Source organism: Streptomyces humidus (assembly GCF_014649655.1).
GTDB classification, from domain to species: domain Bacteria; phylum Actinomycetota; class Actinomycetes; order Streptomycetales; family Streptomycetaceae; genus Streptomyces; species Streptomyces humidus.
Window position 1 is genome coordinate 1 of the sequence record NZ_BMTL01000024.1, and the last position, 14,856, is coordinate 14,856.

The 14,856-nt window shown below is 70.0% G+C and carries 11 protein-coding genes and 1 riboswitch; of the genes, 4 read left to right on the forward strand and 7 right to left on the reverse strand.

The annotated features are described in order from the left end of the window. Nucleotides 1-140 precede the first annotated feature (140 nt). Nucleotides 141-782 (forward strand): hypothetical protein, encoded by a 642-nt coding sequence (locus IE239_RS26090; RefSeq protein ID WP_190151844.1) that lies wholly within the window; start codon nucleotides 141-143, stop codon nucleotides 780-782. Between the two features lie 29 nt (nucleotides 783-811). Here the strand turns inward: IE239_RS26090 and IE239_RS26095 are convergent, their stop codons facing one another. After that, nucleotides 812-1,933 (reverse strand): IS630 family transposase, encoded by a 1,122-nt coding sequence (locus tag IE239_RS26095; protein WP_308435421.1) that lies wholly within the window; start codon nucleotides 1,931-1,933, stop codon nucleotides 812-814. 589 nt (nucleotides 1,934-2,522) lie between these two features. Beyond that, nucleotides 2,523-3,650 carry an NADH:flavin oxidoreductase gene (locus IE239_RS26100; protein ID WP_190151846.1) on the reverse strand — a complete coding sequence of 376 codons (1,128 nt, stop codon included), beginning with the start codon at nucleotides 3,648-3,650 and terminating at the stop codon, nucleotides 2,523-2,525. Nucleotides 3,651-3,845: 195 nt separating this feature from the next. Between IE239_RS26100 and IE239_RS26105 the strand changes: the two genes are divergently transcribed. After that, nucleotides 3,846-4,514 carry a class I SAM-dependent methyltransferase gene (locus IE239_RS26105; protein WP_190151847.1) on the forward strand — a complete coding sequence of 223 codons (669 nt, stop codon included), beginning with the start codon at nucleotides 3,846-3,848 and terminating at the stop codon, nucleotides 4,512-4,514. Between the two features lie 325 nt (nucleotides 4,515-4,839). Here IE239_RS26105 and groL read toward each other — a convergent pair whose 3' ends face one another. The 4 genes from groL to thrC form a co-directional block, all read right to left on the reverse strand. Continuing rightward, complete coding sequence (gene groL, locus IE239_RS26110; protein WP_079661499.1) at nucleotides 4,840-6,462, reverse strand: chaperonin GroEL; 1,623 nt, start codon at nucleotides 6,460-6,462, stop codon at nucleotides 4,840-4,842. Between the two features lie 490 nt (nucleotides 6,463-6,952). Continuing rightward, nucleotides 6,953-7,159 (reverse strand): cold-shock protein, encoded by a 207-nt coding sequence (locus tag IE239_RS26115; protein ID WP_007493268.1) that lies wholly within the window; start codon nucleotides 7,157-7,159, stop codon nucleotides 6,953-6,955. Nucleotides 7,160-7,612: 453 nt separating this feature from the next. Continuing rightward, on the reverse strand, nucleotides 7,613-7,888 hold the full coding sequence (locus IE239_RS26120) for a MoaD/ThiS family protein (RefSeq protein ID WP_190151848.1): 276 nt from the start codon (nucleotides 7,886-7,888) through the stop codon (nucleotides 7,613-7,615). A gap of 116 nt (nucleotides 7,889-8,004) precedes the next feature. Beyond that, the gene (gene thrC / locus IE239_RS26125) at nucleotides 8,005-9,303 is read right to left on the reverse strand and encodes a threonine synthase (protein WP_190151849.1); all 1,299 of its coding nucleotides are present in this window, start codon (nucleotides 9,301-9,303) and stop codon (nucleotides 8,005-8,007) included. An 18-nt stretch (nucleotides 9,304-9,321) separates the two neighbouring features. Then, nucleotides 9,322-9,488: riboswitch (SAM riboswitch) on the reverse strand. 169 nt (nucleotides 9,489-9,657) lie between these two features. Between thrC and IE239_RS26130 the strand changes: the two genes are divergently transcribed. Both IE239_RS26130 and IE239_RS26135 read left to right on the forward strand, forming a co-directional pair. Continuing rightward, entirely contained in the window at nucleotides 9,658-10,602 is a 945-nt protein-coding gene (locus tag IE239_RS26130) for a glucosyl-3-phosphoglycerate synthase (RefSeq protein WP_190151850.1), read from the forward strand. A 104-nt stretch (nucleotides 10,603-10,706) separates the two neighbouring features. Further along, entirely contained in the window at nucleotides 10,707-12,137 is a 1,431-nt protein-coding gene (locus IE239_RS26135; protein ID WP_190151851.1) for an alpha,alpha-trehalose-phosphate synthase (UDP-forming), read from the forward strand. A gap of 46 nt (nucleotides 12,138-12,183) precedes the next feature. Here IE239_RS26135 and IE239_RS26140 read toward each other — a convergent pair whose 3' ends face one another. Next, entirely contained in the window at nucleotides 12,184-14,838 is a 2,655-nt protein-coding gene (locus IE239_RS26140; protein WP_308435422.1) for a KGGVGR-motif variant AAA ATPase, read from the reverse strand. Nucleotides 14,839-14,856 lie beyond the last annotated feature (18 nt).

Genomic DNA, 14,856 nt, shown 5'->3' on the forward strand with positions numbered 1-14,856 from the left:
ATCTTCGCCGAAGTCATCCGCCCGCCACCAGCACGAGCATCCCGAACCCTACGCACACCAGGCCCGTGACCAGCAATTTCACGATGCACAGTGCTCATTAATGCCAGCTACCTGGCGAGGCATCCGCCTATGCTCGGCTCGTGCAGCCGCTTTCCGACCGCAGCAATCTGTTGATCACGGCGTTCCCAGCCGAGCTTGCAAGCGATGCCGAGGCAGTCCTGGCGGTGATGCCTGATTCTCGGCTCCAGCCGCATGCCTCGTTCTCGGTCGTTGTAGAGGGCCAGCAGGTTTTGATCCCCGGGCGCCTCTATAACGACGAGCCGTCAACTGACAGGGTGGCGTCGCTTTCGTCGCGCCAACAGCAGCTTCTGCACTGCCTGTACTCAAGGCACTGCGACGGGGTGGTCAGGCAGCGACACCTGGAGAAGGTCGTTGGTTCCACGGACCCGTGGGCCGTCCCCTTCGTGGTGCAGCTGGTTGGCGAGTACGTCTTGGAGATCCTGGTCGTCACCTGCGATGAGCTCCGTGATCTCGCCACGCCCGGCACCTGCGGCCACCTCGCTTACGGGCAGTTCCTCGTGGACAACCCTGCCTTCTTCGCGCGCACTCAACGGCGGGTTGTGAGCTACTGGAGCTGCTACTACCGCGGCACCTACGCGAGTTTTCGGGGCTACCCGGGGTGCACGATTCTTGACCTCCTACGGTCTGCTGCCTCCGACAGAGCAGGACATCCCTGGCCCAACCTCGCTCCAGCCGGCGCCAGGGTGAACGGCTACTGCTAGGACCCGGCCGGGCAAGGTCGCCGGGCTGGTCAAGCGGCATCGGCGAGGGGACGTCCGCCCCAACGGATGCCCTTCTCACTGCGGATGCGAGCGCGCTCGCGGCGCTGGGCTGCCAGCACGTCGGGGTGACGGGCATTCGCGTTGCGCCAGCGCAGATAGGCGTGCAGGGCGCGGGTCTGCACGGTGTGGTTGCGGTGGTTGGAGTTGGCGATAGTGAACTGCCGCAGCGGCCCGAAGTGCGCCTCGATTGGGTTGGCCCAGGACGCGTAGGTCGGCGTGAAGCACAGCTCGACACGGTTCTTCTTCGCCCAGCGGCGGATCGTCTCGCCCTTGTGGGCGGACAGGTTGTCCAGGATGACGTAGATGGGGGCGCCGTCCGGTCGGGCAGCCCGGACCGATCTGAGCGCGGCCAGCGTGTTCGCGGCGCCCTTCTTCCGGCGGTTGACGCCCCAGAGCGTGTCGTCACCGACCGAATAGCAGCCGTGGAAGTACCTGACGCCATGCGTGCGGTGGTAGGTCGCCGGGTGCCGCTCGGGGTGACTGGCCGGGGCCCAGCCCGCACCGCCGGTGGGGCGGATGCCGAGGGGGCCGAACTCGTCGATCGCGAAGACCCGGTCCGGGAAGCGGTCCAGGACCTCCTCGATCCGGTCCAGCTTTGCCTCGCGGTCGGGGTCCGGGGACTCCTTCCACGTCTTGGTGCGCTGGAAGGTGATGCCGCGGCGGGCGAGCAGACGGCGTAACGCCTCGCGGCCGATGCGGATGACCCGCCCATGGACTTTCCGCAGGTGGGCCAGCAGTTTGCGGATGGACCAGCGAGTGAAGGGCTGGCCGAGCTTGGTCGGGCGGGTGGTGGCCGTCTGAACGACGAAGTCCTCGTCGTCAGGACTGAGCAGGCGGGGACGGCCTCCCGCCCACCGAGGGTCCAGACAGGCCAGGCCGATCTCGTTGAACCGGTGGATCACATCCCGGACGGTGTCCTCGTCGGCCTGCACCAGCTGGGCGATCACCGGGACCCGGTTCCCGCCGGCCGACGCCAGCAGCATCATCGCGCGTCGGAAGCGGACCGAACTGGTGCTGCCCCGGCGCACGATCTGCTGCAGTTTCTGCCCCTCCTGGTCGGTCAACCTGCGCACGCGGACAGGCTCAGCCACCGCACCCCCAGCACTCGCATCGGACGTCACGCAACATCCAACCGCCCCGACCACCAACCCGGCGAACCAATGTGGTCAGAGCACTAGCCCGACATGACAAGCGCTGCCTCCACCGGCTCGAGGGCTCAGCGGGATCGCCACCGGATACGAGAAGACCGCCGCTTCCTGCGAAGCAGCGGTCAACCTCGCCTCGTTCCCGCGCCGGGCGAGGCCCGTGCGAGGACGGACCCTAGTGCCGCGGCAGGCAATGTTCGCCCGAGAAGGAGCGGCGTCTGGTGCGTGCTGTCGGCGTGCCGGGCGGAAGCACTCGTACTGGACGTACTCGGGCTTTCGCCCGGTGCGGCGAGAGTGCGTGCCAGACGCCGTGACGGGGCGAACATTGCCTGCTGCGGCAATAGGGCGTGTTTCGAAAGTCCCGTCTGCCCTGCGACGCCTGGCACGCACTCCCCCGGAGGGGGCGCCCCCAGCCGCGTTGTCGGGATCACCCCGATACGTCCAGTATCGGGGCGACCCTCCGCCTTGCGATCGCACGCACCAGACGCCGCCGGGCCCGCCCTCCGGGCGGACGACGCTACTTTCGAAACACGCCCTAGCTGAGGGTCTTCAGCGCGGCCGCGTCGTAGGGCTTCAGCTCGTCGAGACGGCCCGCGAGGACCTTGGCCGCCCACTGCGGGTCCTGGAGGAGCGCCCGCCCGACGGCCACCATGTCGAACTCGTCGCGCTCGAGGCGGTCCAGGAGGTCGTCGATGCCCTTGACCGGGGAGCCCTCGCCCATGAAGCCCTTGATGAAGTCGCCTTCGAGGCCGACCGAGCCCACGGTGATGGCGGGCTTCCCGGTGAGCTTCTTGGTCCAGCCCGCCAGGTTGAGGTCGGAGCCCTCGAACTCCGGCAGCCAGTAGCGGCGGGTGGAGGCGTGGAACGCGTCGACGCCGGCGGTGGCGAGCGGCGCGAGGATCGCCTCCAGCTCCTCCGGGGTCTCGGCGAGCCGGGCGTCGTACGCCTCCTGCTTCCACTGCGAGTAGCGGAAGATGACCGGGAACTCGGCCGAGACGGTCTCCCGGACGGCCGCGACGATCTCGGCGGCGAACGTGGCGCGGGCCACCGGGTCGCCGCCGTAGGCGTCGGTGCGGCGGTTGGTGCCGGCCCACAGGAACTGGTCGATCAGGTAGCCGTGGGCGCCGTGGAGCTCGACGCCGTCGAAGCCGATGCGCTCGGCGGCGGCCGCGGCCTCGGCGAACGCGCCGATGACGTCGTCCAGGTCGCGCTGGGTCATCGCCTTGCCGGCGCCCTCGGTGCCGTCCACCCGGATGCCGGACGGCCCGACGGCGGGCGCGTCCGCGAACGGCGGCTCGCCCTGCTTGCGCACCATCCCGATGTGCCACAGCTGCGGCACGATCGTCCCGCCACCCGCGTGCACCGCGTCGGCGACCTTCGCCCAGCCGGCGAGCTGCTCCTCACCGTGGAACCGCGGCACCCGGTCGCTCTGCCCGGCGGACTCGTGCCCGACGTACGTGCCCTCGGTGACGATGAGCCCCACACCGGCGGCGGCCCGGCGGCCGTAGTACGACACGACGTCCTCGCCGGGAATGCCGTCCGGCGAGAACATGCGCGTCATGGGCGCCATGGCGATGCGGTTCGGGACGGTCAGTCCGTTGATGGAGACCGGCCGGGACAGGATCTCGGCAGCGCGGGAGGGGGCGGGCGGGGTGACGCTCATGTGGGGGCTCCTCGGGACGAGACGGTGAACCAACTGGTATGTGCACATGCATTGAGTGCCTCTTCCCTGGAACTCCCCGGGCCCCCACCCCATTCCGAGCCCGAGGAGACCACCCCTGTGATCCCGGCCACCCCGCCCGGCCCCGGACCCGGGGCCCGGACCCGGGGCCCGGACCCGGGCAGCGAGAATGACGCCATGCCCAAGCCCCCGCTGCTCTCCTCGCCCGACCTGGAACGTTCCTCCGTGGTCGCCAACAACACGATGAACCGCGAGCGCGGCCTCACCGGAGTGAACAGCTACGCCCGTGAGCTGGGCATCGACCTCCTGGCGCACCTCGCCGGCCGTCCCGCCCCCGCCTGGCTGGACCTGTGCAGCGGCGAGGGCCGCGCCCTGCGCGAGGCCGCGGCATCTCTGCCCGCCGGGGCGGTCCTGACCGCGGTCGACCTGGTGGGCCCGCTCGTTCCCCGTCCGGTCCAGCCCGCTCCGGAGGAGATCACCGCCTCCGTGTCCTCCTGGACGCCGATCCGGACGTACGACCTCATCACCTGCGTCCACGGTCTGCACTACGTCGGCGACCAGCTCGGCCTGCTCGCCCGCGCCGCGTCCTGGCTGACCGAGGACGGCCTGCTGGCCGCGCACTTCGACCCGGATTCGATACGCCGCGCCGACGGGGCGACGGCCGCGAAGGCGGCGGTGTCGGCGCTGCGGGCGTCAGGCTTCGCGTACAGCTCCCGCCACCACCGGCTCACCCTCCGGGGCCGCCGAGCGGTGAGCCTCCCGTTCCGCTACCTCGGCGCCGACCCGGCAGCGGGCCCCAACTACACGGGCCAGCCCGCGGTCGGCTCCCACTACACCGCGCTCTGACGCAGGCCCGCCTCCCGAGCCGGGTGTCACGGTTCACCGCGCGCACCCGCTCCCGCAGCACCTCCTCCGCAGACGCCTCCCCCACGCCCCCATGCCCCCCGCATCCGAGGGCCGATCCGGGTTGGCGCAAGCGCACCGCGCCGACCGGCTCCCGCGCACCAGAAGCCCCTTCGCGCACCTCCCGCCTGCTTTGCGGCTGATGTCCGGGCCAGAACCTGGGGGCCGTGCCGCGCGACCGACGGCAGAACGGCCGAAGGGCGGTGCCCCCCGTTTCCGGGAAGCACCGCCCTCGGTCTGCAGGACAGACGATCAACCGTGAGGCCGATCAGAAGTCCATGTCACCGCCCGGCATGCCGCCGCCGGCCGGCGCGGCGGCCTTCTCCGGCTTGTCGGCGATGACGGCCTCGGTGGTGAGGAACAGCGCGGCGATGGACGCGGCGTTCTGCAGGGCAGAGCGCGTGACCTTCGCCGGGTCGATGATGCCTTCGGCGATCATGTCGACGTACTCGCCGGTCGCGGCGTTCAGGCCGTGGCCGACCTGGAGGTTGCGGACCTTCTCCACGACGACGCCACCCTCGAGACCACCGTTGACGGCGATCTGCTTGAGCGGGGCCTCGAGCGCGATGCGCACGGCGTTGGCGCCGGTCGCCTCGTCACCCTCGAGCTCCAGCTTCTCGAAGACGGCGGACGCCTGGATGAGAGCCACGCCACCACCGGCGACGATGCCCTCCTCGACGGCGGCCTTCGCGTTGCGGACGGCGTCCTCGATGCGGTGCTTGCGCTCCTTGAGCTCCACCTCGGTGGCGGCGCCGGCCTTGATGACCGCGACACCGCCGGCGAGCTTCGCCAGGCGCTCCTGCAGCTTCTCGCGGTCGTAGTCCGAGTCGCTGTTCTCGATCTCGGCGCGGATCTGGTTGACCCGGCCCGCGACCTGGTCCGAGGAGCCGGAGCCGTCGACGATGGTCGTCTCGTCCTTGGTGATGACGACCTTGCGCGCCTTGCCCAGCAGGTCCAGGGAGGTGTTCTCGAGCTTGAGACCGACCTCCTCGGAGATGACCTCGCCGCCGGTGAGGATGGCGATGTCGTTCAGCATCGCCTTGCGGCGGTCGCCGAAGCCCGGGGCCTTGACCGCGACGGACTTGAAGGTGCCGCGGATCTTGTTGACGACCAGGGTCGACAGGGCCTCGCCCTCGACGTCCTCGGCGATGATCAGCAGCGGCTTGCCCGACTGCATGACCTTCTCCAGGAGCGGGAGCAGGTCCTTGACGTTCGCGATCTTGGAGTTCGCGATCAGGATGTACGGGTCGTCGAGGACGGCCTCCATACGCTCCATGTCGGTGGCGAAGTACGCCGAGATGTAGCCCTTGTCGAAGCGCATGCCCTCGGTGAGCTCGAGCTCCAGACCGAAGGTCTGGGACTCCTCGACCGTGATGACGCCTTCCTTGCCGACCTTGTCCATCGCCTCGGCGATGAGCTCGCCGATCTGGGTGTCGGCGGCGGAGATGGAGGCCGTGGAAGCGATCTGCTCCTTGGTCTCGACATCCTTGGCCTGCTCGAGCAGGGCGCCGGAGACGGCCTCGACGGCCTTCTCGATGCCACGCTTGAGGGCCATCGGGTTGGCGCCGGCGGCTACGTTGCGCAGGCCTTCCTTGACCAGGGCCTGGGCCAGGACGGTCGCGGTCGTCGTGCCGTCACCGGCAACGTCGTCCGTCTTCTTCGCGACTTCCTTGACCAGCTCGGCGCCGATCTTCTCGTACGGGTCCTCGAGCTCGATCTCCTTGGCGATGGAGACACCATCGTTGGTGATCGTGGGGGCGCCCCACTTCTTCTCGAGGACGACGTTGCGGCCCTTGGGGCCGAGCGTCACCTTCACGGCGTCCGCGAGCTGGTTCATGCCGCGCTCGAGGCCGCGCCGTGCCTCCTCGTCGAACGCGATGATCTTGGCCATGTGAAGTGGTCCTCCCGGACTGGGGTGGATTGCTCCGGACCGCGCTGGCGCCCGCGACGGACGGCTCGCCGGCCTCGTGGTTCCTTGCCCCACTTGGCCTGCGGGCCTCACCGACCCGGTCCTCGTTGTCACTCTCACCTGCAGAGTGCTAACGCCAATGATTAGCACTCGACCCATGAGAGTGCAAGCGCCTCCCCGAGACCGGCGTCGTTCCGGACACCCGCACGGACGCCCGCACGGACGCCTGCGCGGCCACTCGCACGGGCATGCTCGCGCGCTCTCCCCCGCAGGCGCCGGCACTCACGCACCCTCCCGACCCAGGTGGCGGCGCTCACGGGCCGCCCGCACGGCGGCGGCCGGGGCAGGCCGGCCCCGGACGGGACGATCCCGGGCAGGACGGTCCCGGGCAGACCGAAGGGCTCGCACCCCGAGGAGGTGCGAGCCCTTCGTCATACGAACAGAAGAACGACGCTTTCAGTCGGCGCGTGCTTCAGCCGGTCGCGAGCCGGACCATGTCCGCCTGCGGCCCCTTCTGACCCTGCGAGATCTCGAAATCGACCCGCTGACCCTCTTCCAGGGTGCGGTAGCCGTCCATCTGGATCGCGCTGTAGTGGACGAAAACATCCGCACCACCGTCGACCGCGATGAAGCCGTACCCCTTCTCCGCGTTGAACCATTTGACGGTGCCCTGAGCCATGCCTAACTCCCCTATTACTGGCCCTTACACGGACCCGCACTTCGCGGATCCGGGTCAGACCTCACCCCCCGGTTGGCTTGGGGGCGTGCGCCGGAACGCGTCGACCGCGGCTGAATGTATCTGTCCAACTGCCGTCTGCAACAGGTCAGTCGGACGAGAATTCCGGACGCACGGGATCCGGAATGTGGCGAGAATTCGCCTGAATTGAGGGCAAGTCGGGCCCCGCAAAGGCCGCAAACGCCACGAAAGAGGCGCACACTTTGGCTGCTTCTTGTCGGGCCGGAGGCGGAAAGAAAAGGCGCCGGAACCGGTGATCGGGACCCGGTTCCCCAACTGTACCGCGCTCAACCACACTGAATTGCCCCCTCCGCTTCTATCGCGGAGAGGGCAATTCGATGAACACTCGGTAATCACTGTTACCGACGGTTACTACCGGTGGGTACTGAACAGCGGTCAGCCACCGGCCACGGCGGGGATGATCGAGACGCCGGCGCCGTCCGGCGTCGCCGTCTCGAGACCCTGCTCGAAGCGGACGTCGTCGTCGTTCACGTACACGTTGACGAACCGGCGCAGCTTGCCCTGGTCGTCCAGGACGCGCGCGGCGATGCCGGTGTGGTTCTTCTCCAGATCGGAGATGACCTCCCCGAGGGTCGCCCCCTCGGCCTTCACCTCGGCAGCGCCGCCCGTGTAGGTGCGGAGGATGGTGGGGATGCGGACGGTGACGCTCATGGCTTTCGACCTCCGGTCAGGCGGAGCGCCCCCGAGGGGCGCGGGTCTGTCTGTTTCGTGCAGCTGCCGCCGCGTGGACGCGACCAGCCGTCGCGGCCGGACGGGCAGCGGATCCCTCAGCCGAGACCGGCGTCCCGGAACGACTCCAGGGTCGGGCGGATGGTCGCGCTCAGACCGGTGTCGGCCACCGCGTCCAGCGTCTTCAGGCCGTCGCCGGTGTTCAGCACGACGGTGGTGAGCGTCGGGTCGAGAAGGCCGTTCTCGATCAGCTTGCGGGTCACCCCCACCGTCACCCCGCCGGCGGTCTCCGCGAAGATGCCCTCGGTCCGCGCCAGCAGCCTGATCGCGTCGACGACCTGCTCGTCGTTCACGTCCTCCACCGCGCCGCCGGTGCGCCGGGCGATGTCGAGGACGTACGGGCCGTCCGCCGGGTTGCCGATGGCCAGCGACTTGGCGATGGTGTTGGGCTTCTGGGGGCGGACCACGTCGTGCCCGGCCTTGTAGGCGACGGACACCGGGGAGCACCCTTCCGCCTGCGCGCCGAAGATCTTGTACGGCCTGTCCTCGACGAGCCCGAGCCTGATCAGCTCCTGCAGCCCCTTGTCGATCTTCGTGAGCTGGGAGCCGGAGGCGATCGGCACCACCAGCTGGTCGGGGAGCCGCCAGCCGAGCTGCTCGCAGATCTCGTACGCCAGCGTCTTGGAGCCCTCGGCGTAGTACGGCCGCAGGTTGACGTTGACGAAGCCCCAGCCCTCGCCCGCCGGGTCGCCGATGAGCTCCGAGCAGAACCGGTTGACGTCGTCGTAGTTGCCCTCGATGCCGACGAGCTCGCCGCCGTAGACCGCGGCCATGACGACCTTGCCCTGCTCCAGGTCGTGCGGGATGAACACGCAGGAGCGGAAGCCGGCGCGGGCCGCGGCGGCGCCCACCGCTCCGGCCAGGTTGCCCGTGGAGGAGCAGGAGAGCGTGGTGAAGCCGAAGGCGCGGGCGGCCTCGATGGCCTGGGCGACGACGCGGTCCTTGAAGGAGTGCGTCGGGTTGCCGGAGTCGTCCTTGACGAACAGCTTGCCGGCGTCGACGCCGAGCTCGCGGGCGAGGTTGTCGGCCTGCACGAGCTTGGTCCAGCCGGGGTTGATGTTCGGCTTGTCCGCCACGTCGGCCGGGACGGGCAGGAGCGGCGCGTAGCGCCAGATGTTCGCCGGACCCGCCTCGATGCGCTTGCGCAGCTCCTCCGCGTCGTAGGAGGAGAAGTCGTACGCGATCTCGAGGGGGCCGAAACACTCCTCGCACGCGAAGACCGGGCCGAGGGGGACGCGGTGGCCGCACTCGCGGCAGCTCAGCGCCGCGGCGGGACCGAGGTCCACGGAAGAGGTCGGCGTAGAGTCGGTGGTGCTTGCAACAGTCTGCGCAGCCATGTGAGGCGAGGCCCTTTCTCCTCATCTTCCTCACGGCGCATCTCGCCGTGAGACGGATTTGGCACCTTCCCGAGCCGGGAGCCCCGCGGAGCGAGCACCGGAACGGATCGGTGATCGTCACGAGACCGGCTGGAGGGTTGCCGGGGCTTCATCGGGCCGTGTCCCTCTGCCCCTCTGGATGAGCGGTGTGAAGTTGTGAACGGGGACGCCCTCGGACATGCGATGGTCATCCGCGTTGTTCAAGACTGTAACCGAAGGCCAGGACAGTTGAGATAGTCGTCCGAACCGCGAGATGGATCACACGGTCACCTGCCGTGCACCGGGTGTGATCACGACAGTGAGGAGCCGTGGACTGTGCTGGAAGAAGTCGAGCGCTGGCTGGCCACCCGCTCCTGGTCGGTGGCCGATCGCCCGCTGCACCGCGTCCTGGCCGCGAAGCGCGCCACGAACCAGACGGTGTCCGTCGTCCTGCCCGCGCTGAACGAGGAGGAGACGGTCGGCGACATCGTCGCCGTCATCCGTCATGACCTCATGCACCAGGCCCCCCTCGTCGACGAGATCGTCGTCGTCGACTCGGGATCTACCGACCGCACGGCGGAGGCGGCCGCGGCCGCCGGCGCGCGGGTCGTCCACCGGGACGACATCCTGCCGCGCATACCAGCCGTCCCCGGCAAGGGCGAGGTCCTGTGGCGCTCGCTGCTGGTCACCACCGGGGACATCGTCTGTTTCGTCGACGCCGACCTGCGGGAGTTCTCCTCCGACTTCGTCTCCGGAATCGTCGGCCCGCTGCTCACCGACCCGGACGTGGACCTCGTCAAGGCCATGTACGACCGTCCTCTGCGGGGCGCCGCGGGCCAGGGCGGGCGGGTGACCGAGCTGATGGCCCGGCCGCTGCTCAACATGCACTGGCCGCAGCTGGCCGGGTTCGTGCAGCCGCTCGGCGGCGAGTACGCGGCCCGCCGCGCCCTGCTGGAACAGCTGCCCTTCCCCGTCGGCTACGGCGTGGAGCTCGGCATGCTGGTCGACGCCCTGCACCTGGCGGGCCTGGACGCCCTCGCCCAGGTCGACGTCGGCGTGCGCAAGCACCGCCACCAGGACGGCCAGGCGCTGGGCCGGATGGCGGCGGCCATCTACCGCACCGCGCAGCTCCGCCTCGCCCGCGGCCACCTGGTCCGCCCGGCCCTCACCCAGTTCGAGCGGGGCACGGACGGCTTCGAGCCGCGCACCTACTCCGTGGACACCGAGGAACGCCCGCCGATGACGGAGATAACGGAGTACGCCACCCGCAGGGCGGCCTGACCGTCCGGGGCGCGTCGCGGCCCCGCGCCGCAGGTGACCGAATGGCACGGGGCGGGCCCGGTGCGCACGTTTGGGCGTCTGGAGGCCGGGCTAGGTTGAGGGCTATGTCTACCACGCACGAAACGGCTGCCCCGGGTACTGCTCAGGTGCTGGTCGCGTCCAACCGCGGCCCGGTCTCCTACGAGGTGGGCGAGGACGGCTCGCTGCACGCGAAACGCGGTGGCGGCGGGCTGGTGTCCGGTCTCTCGGCCATCGGCCCCGACGCGGGCGCCCTCTGGGTGTGCTCGGCGCTCACCGACGGCGACCGGGAGGCGGTCGCGCGCGGCGTCGGCGAGGAAGGCGTGCGGATGCTGCCCGTCCCGGCAGACGTGCACGCCGACGCCTACAACGGCATCGCCAACTCGGTGCTGTGGTTCGTCCACCACATGCTGTACCAGACGCCGCTGGAGCCGGTCTTCGACGCGGAGTTCCGCCGGCAGTGGGCGGCCTACGAGACGTACAACCGGGCGTTCGCGCAGGCGCTGGCACAGGAGGCGGCGCAGGGAGCTGCGGTCCTCGTCCAGGACTACCACCTGTGTCTGGTCCCCGGGATGCTCCGCGAACTCCGCCCCGACCTGCGCATCGGCCATTTCTCGCACACGCCCTGGGCGCCGGTGGACTACTTCGGCCTGCTGCCCGACGACATCCGCGCACAGCTGCTGACCGGCATGCTCGGCGCGGACCGCCTGGGCTTCCTCACCCGCCGCTGGGCGGACGCGTTCAGCGCGTGCTGCACCGAGTTCGCCGGGGGCACGGGCAAGACACGGGTGGGCGTGCACGGCCTGGGCGCGGACGGGGAGTTCCTGCTGGAGCGCTCGCACCGGCCGGACGTCGACGAGCGCATGGCGGCCCTGCGCGAGGAGATCGGCGCCGCTCCCGACGGCGGCGCCCGCAGGACGATCGTCCGCGTCGACCGCACCGAGCTGTCCAAGAACATCGTGCGCGGCCTGCTCGCCTACCGGCAGCTCCTCGACGACCACCCGGAGTGGCGCGAGCGGGTGGTCCACGTGGCCTTCGCCTATCCCTCGCGCCAGGACCTGGCCGTCTACCGGGACTACATGGCGGACGTGCAGCGCCTGACGCAGGAGATCAACTCCGCCTACGGAACGCCCGGCTGGACGCCGGTCCTGCTGAACCTCAAGGACGACTTCGCCCGCTCGCTGGCCGCCTACCGGCTGGCCGACGTGGCCCTGGTCAACCCGATCCGCGACGGCATGAACCTGGTCGCCAAGGAGGTGCCGGTCGTCTCCGACGAGGGCTGCGCGCTGGTCCTGTCCCGGGAGGCCGGCGCATACGGGGAGCTGCGCGACGACGCGATCGTCGTCAACCCCTACGACGTCCTGGAAACCGCCCGCGCCCTGCACGAGGGGCTGACGATGGACCCGCGGGAGCGGGCCGAGCGCACCGGACGCCTGTCGGCGGCGGCGACGGCCCTCCCCCCGGCCCGCTGGTTCCTGGACCAGCTGAACGCCCTGCGCGAGCCTCACCCCAACTGAGCGGCAAGCACCCGCAGCAGTTCCACGACCGCTGCGGGACCGCTCTTCACCTGCGCACGACGCGGGCCCGCCCCTGCGTCCTGAACCCGAGTGCGTGCCGATAGATCTCCGGCAGCCGGTAGCGGCCGTCGGAGTCCCTGGCCAGCGCGCCTGCTTCGACGAGCGCGGCGATTCCGGGAGCGTCCAGTCCGACGTCCTCGGCGCTGAAGGGGATCAACACCTCTGGCGCATACCGTTCCAGCCCCCGCAGCAGTTCGCCGAGCCGTTTGTTCTCCTGGCCGATTTCCTTGACCTTCTCCGAACTGCACATGGCGAGGGCGTCACGCATGGCGATCGGGACGAGCAGGCGGTCCGTCTGTTCGTCTCCCGCGGAGAGGTCCGCGGCCTGCCGGAGGAAGCGCACGACGTCCCGGGCCTGCACCTGGTTGTTGAAATCGGCCAGTGCTGCGGGCACCCAGCGTTCCGACCATGCCTCGTGCGAACTGTCCGAGCCGAGCTTGGCCCCCCACACCGGGCGGAGCGCCTGGGCGATGTCCTCGTACGAGAGTTCCATGAGCTCCCGGTCGGGTTTCGCCACGGCCCGGGCGGTCACGGCCACCCACAGGGCGAGCCGGAGCGCCTCCTGGGCGTCCCACCTCAGCGCATAGGCCTCGTACCGATCCAGGAACTGGCCGAGGTTCTGCCGGATCGCCCACGTCGCAAGGTCACGCCGAACGAACACGACCACGCCGAGCGGACGTCCGCGCAGCGAACGCAGCCAGTCGGGCACCTCGACCAGCAAGGTGCGCAACGCCACGCGCTTCGCCTCGCCCTCGAGTTCCTGAAGGAAGTCCTCGAGTCCGTCGAAGACGAAGAGCAGTTTCCGCTGTCCGCCGAGTGCCAGGAGTTCCCGTTCCGCGTCGAAGTCGTCAGCCGGGGCCGCCTCGCTGCCCCCCGCGATCGCCATGCAGCGCAGCCAGACGTAGGAGTCCGTGCTGCCGTCGGCGGATCTCAGGGCATCGTTGAGCACCCTGAGGATCTGGCTGCGTGTGGCCCCCCGCCCTCCCGCGGCAGCACGGTCGCGCAGATCCTGTGGCCCGGTGCGCCCGTCCCCGGTGGGCTGCTGATCAAGGTTGGCGGGATCAAGGACCGGCACGACCAGCGCGTCGTCCATGACCCGCATCCTGGCTTTGCGGGCAAAGTCCGACCAGGTCCCGGCCGCGCACATCCGTGCGAACGTAAAGGTCTTTCCCGCGCCCTTGGCCCCGACGACCACGGTGACGGGCAGTGAACTACGGTGATCGCCGATCAGGCGCTGCAACGGTTCGGTGGACAGAAAGCCCAGTGCGCCGTCCAGACCCGTCCGTTCGGCGAAGACGAGCGACGCCGCGCGTTCGCGCAGAGCGCCTCTGCGCTCCTCGACGCTCGTGGGAACATCCGCCTGGTCACCCACCGCCTCGGCCGGCAGAGGCTGCGGCGCGAGTTCGGCGACCCTGTCCCCCAGCCCGCAGCGGCGTACGACGTCGACCACGTCGTCCCAGCTGCGTGGCAGCGCGATCAACTCGTCCCGGAACGGGCTGACGAGAGCGACTTTCACCGCCTGCGAGTCCAGCTCGAACTCGAGCTCATGCTCGTCGCCCTCCGTCACGCCGAGCACGTCGTCGAGGGCCTGTGCCAGGACGTGCCGAGCCGCCTCGGCGTCGGCGTCGTGAACGTCCATGCGGTACTGCGTCACCACGGCGGCCGGGGCCGGGTCCCGGCCCAGGAGCGCGGGGGCCTTGGCGCCCAGCTGCCGAATCATGCGGACCGTTCCGTCCAGGGACTGGCTGCTCAGGGTGGTGACGAACACCCGCTGCACGCGAGGATCCAGGAGCACAGGCGCGGACAGCTCCGATGCGCCGGCGCGCAGATCCACGATCACGACGTCGAAGTCGGCCGCGGCCGCGACCGCTGCCAGGGACTCGGTGAGGAAGTAATCGGACCGATCGGGAGTGAGCAGGTCGACCGGCTCGATACGCGGGGGCCCGAGCCGGGAGCGACGCGTGGCCGGCAAGATCGCGAGTGTCCCCGGGCCGGTAGCGCCGAGGACGTACTGGCCTGGCAGGCAGTCGCGCACGATGTCGACCACGGAGGAGAGATCTCCGCCCGTCGTGCCGTGCAACAGCGCGAGCACGTCCTCATAACCGATGTCGCAGGTCCCGCCCTGGGCCTGGTGCATCCAGGTGATGCCCGGCGCCTCGAGGTCCGCGTCGATCAGCAGGACTCGTCGCCCCAGCCGGGCCAGGTGATCCGCAAGGGCGACCGCATGCACCGTGCGGCCGACTCCGCCCTTGAAGGAGTGGAATGCGATCAGCTGGACATCGCCGGTGAAACCGTCCGTGAGCGGCCGGGCAAGGCTCATGGCCAGTTCGGCCGTGGTCCGGCGCTCCGCCAGCCGGGGAACCCGCCGCTTCGCCACCCGTCCTTGTGACCGTTGGAGGGTGACGGGGATACCTTCCGTGCCCAGCCCGCTCGGCCGGTCCAGGGCCAGCACCAGGTCGCCCTCCGCGCCACGCACCGATCCTCGCCCCAAGGCATGGTCCAGCCACTCACGGACCTGGTCTTCGGTCGTCCCCGGGGAGATCGTCAACACCAGTTGGTCCCACCAGGCGTCCGCCTCGAGCAGCCAGGCGGGCCAGCGCCCGCCGGCCGCCAGAAACGCAAGGTGTTCGTCGACGTCCACTCAGGTGAAGAGACGACC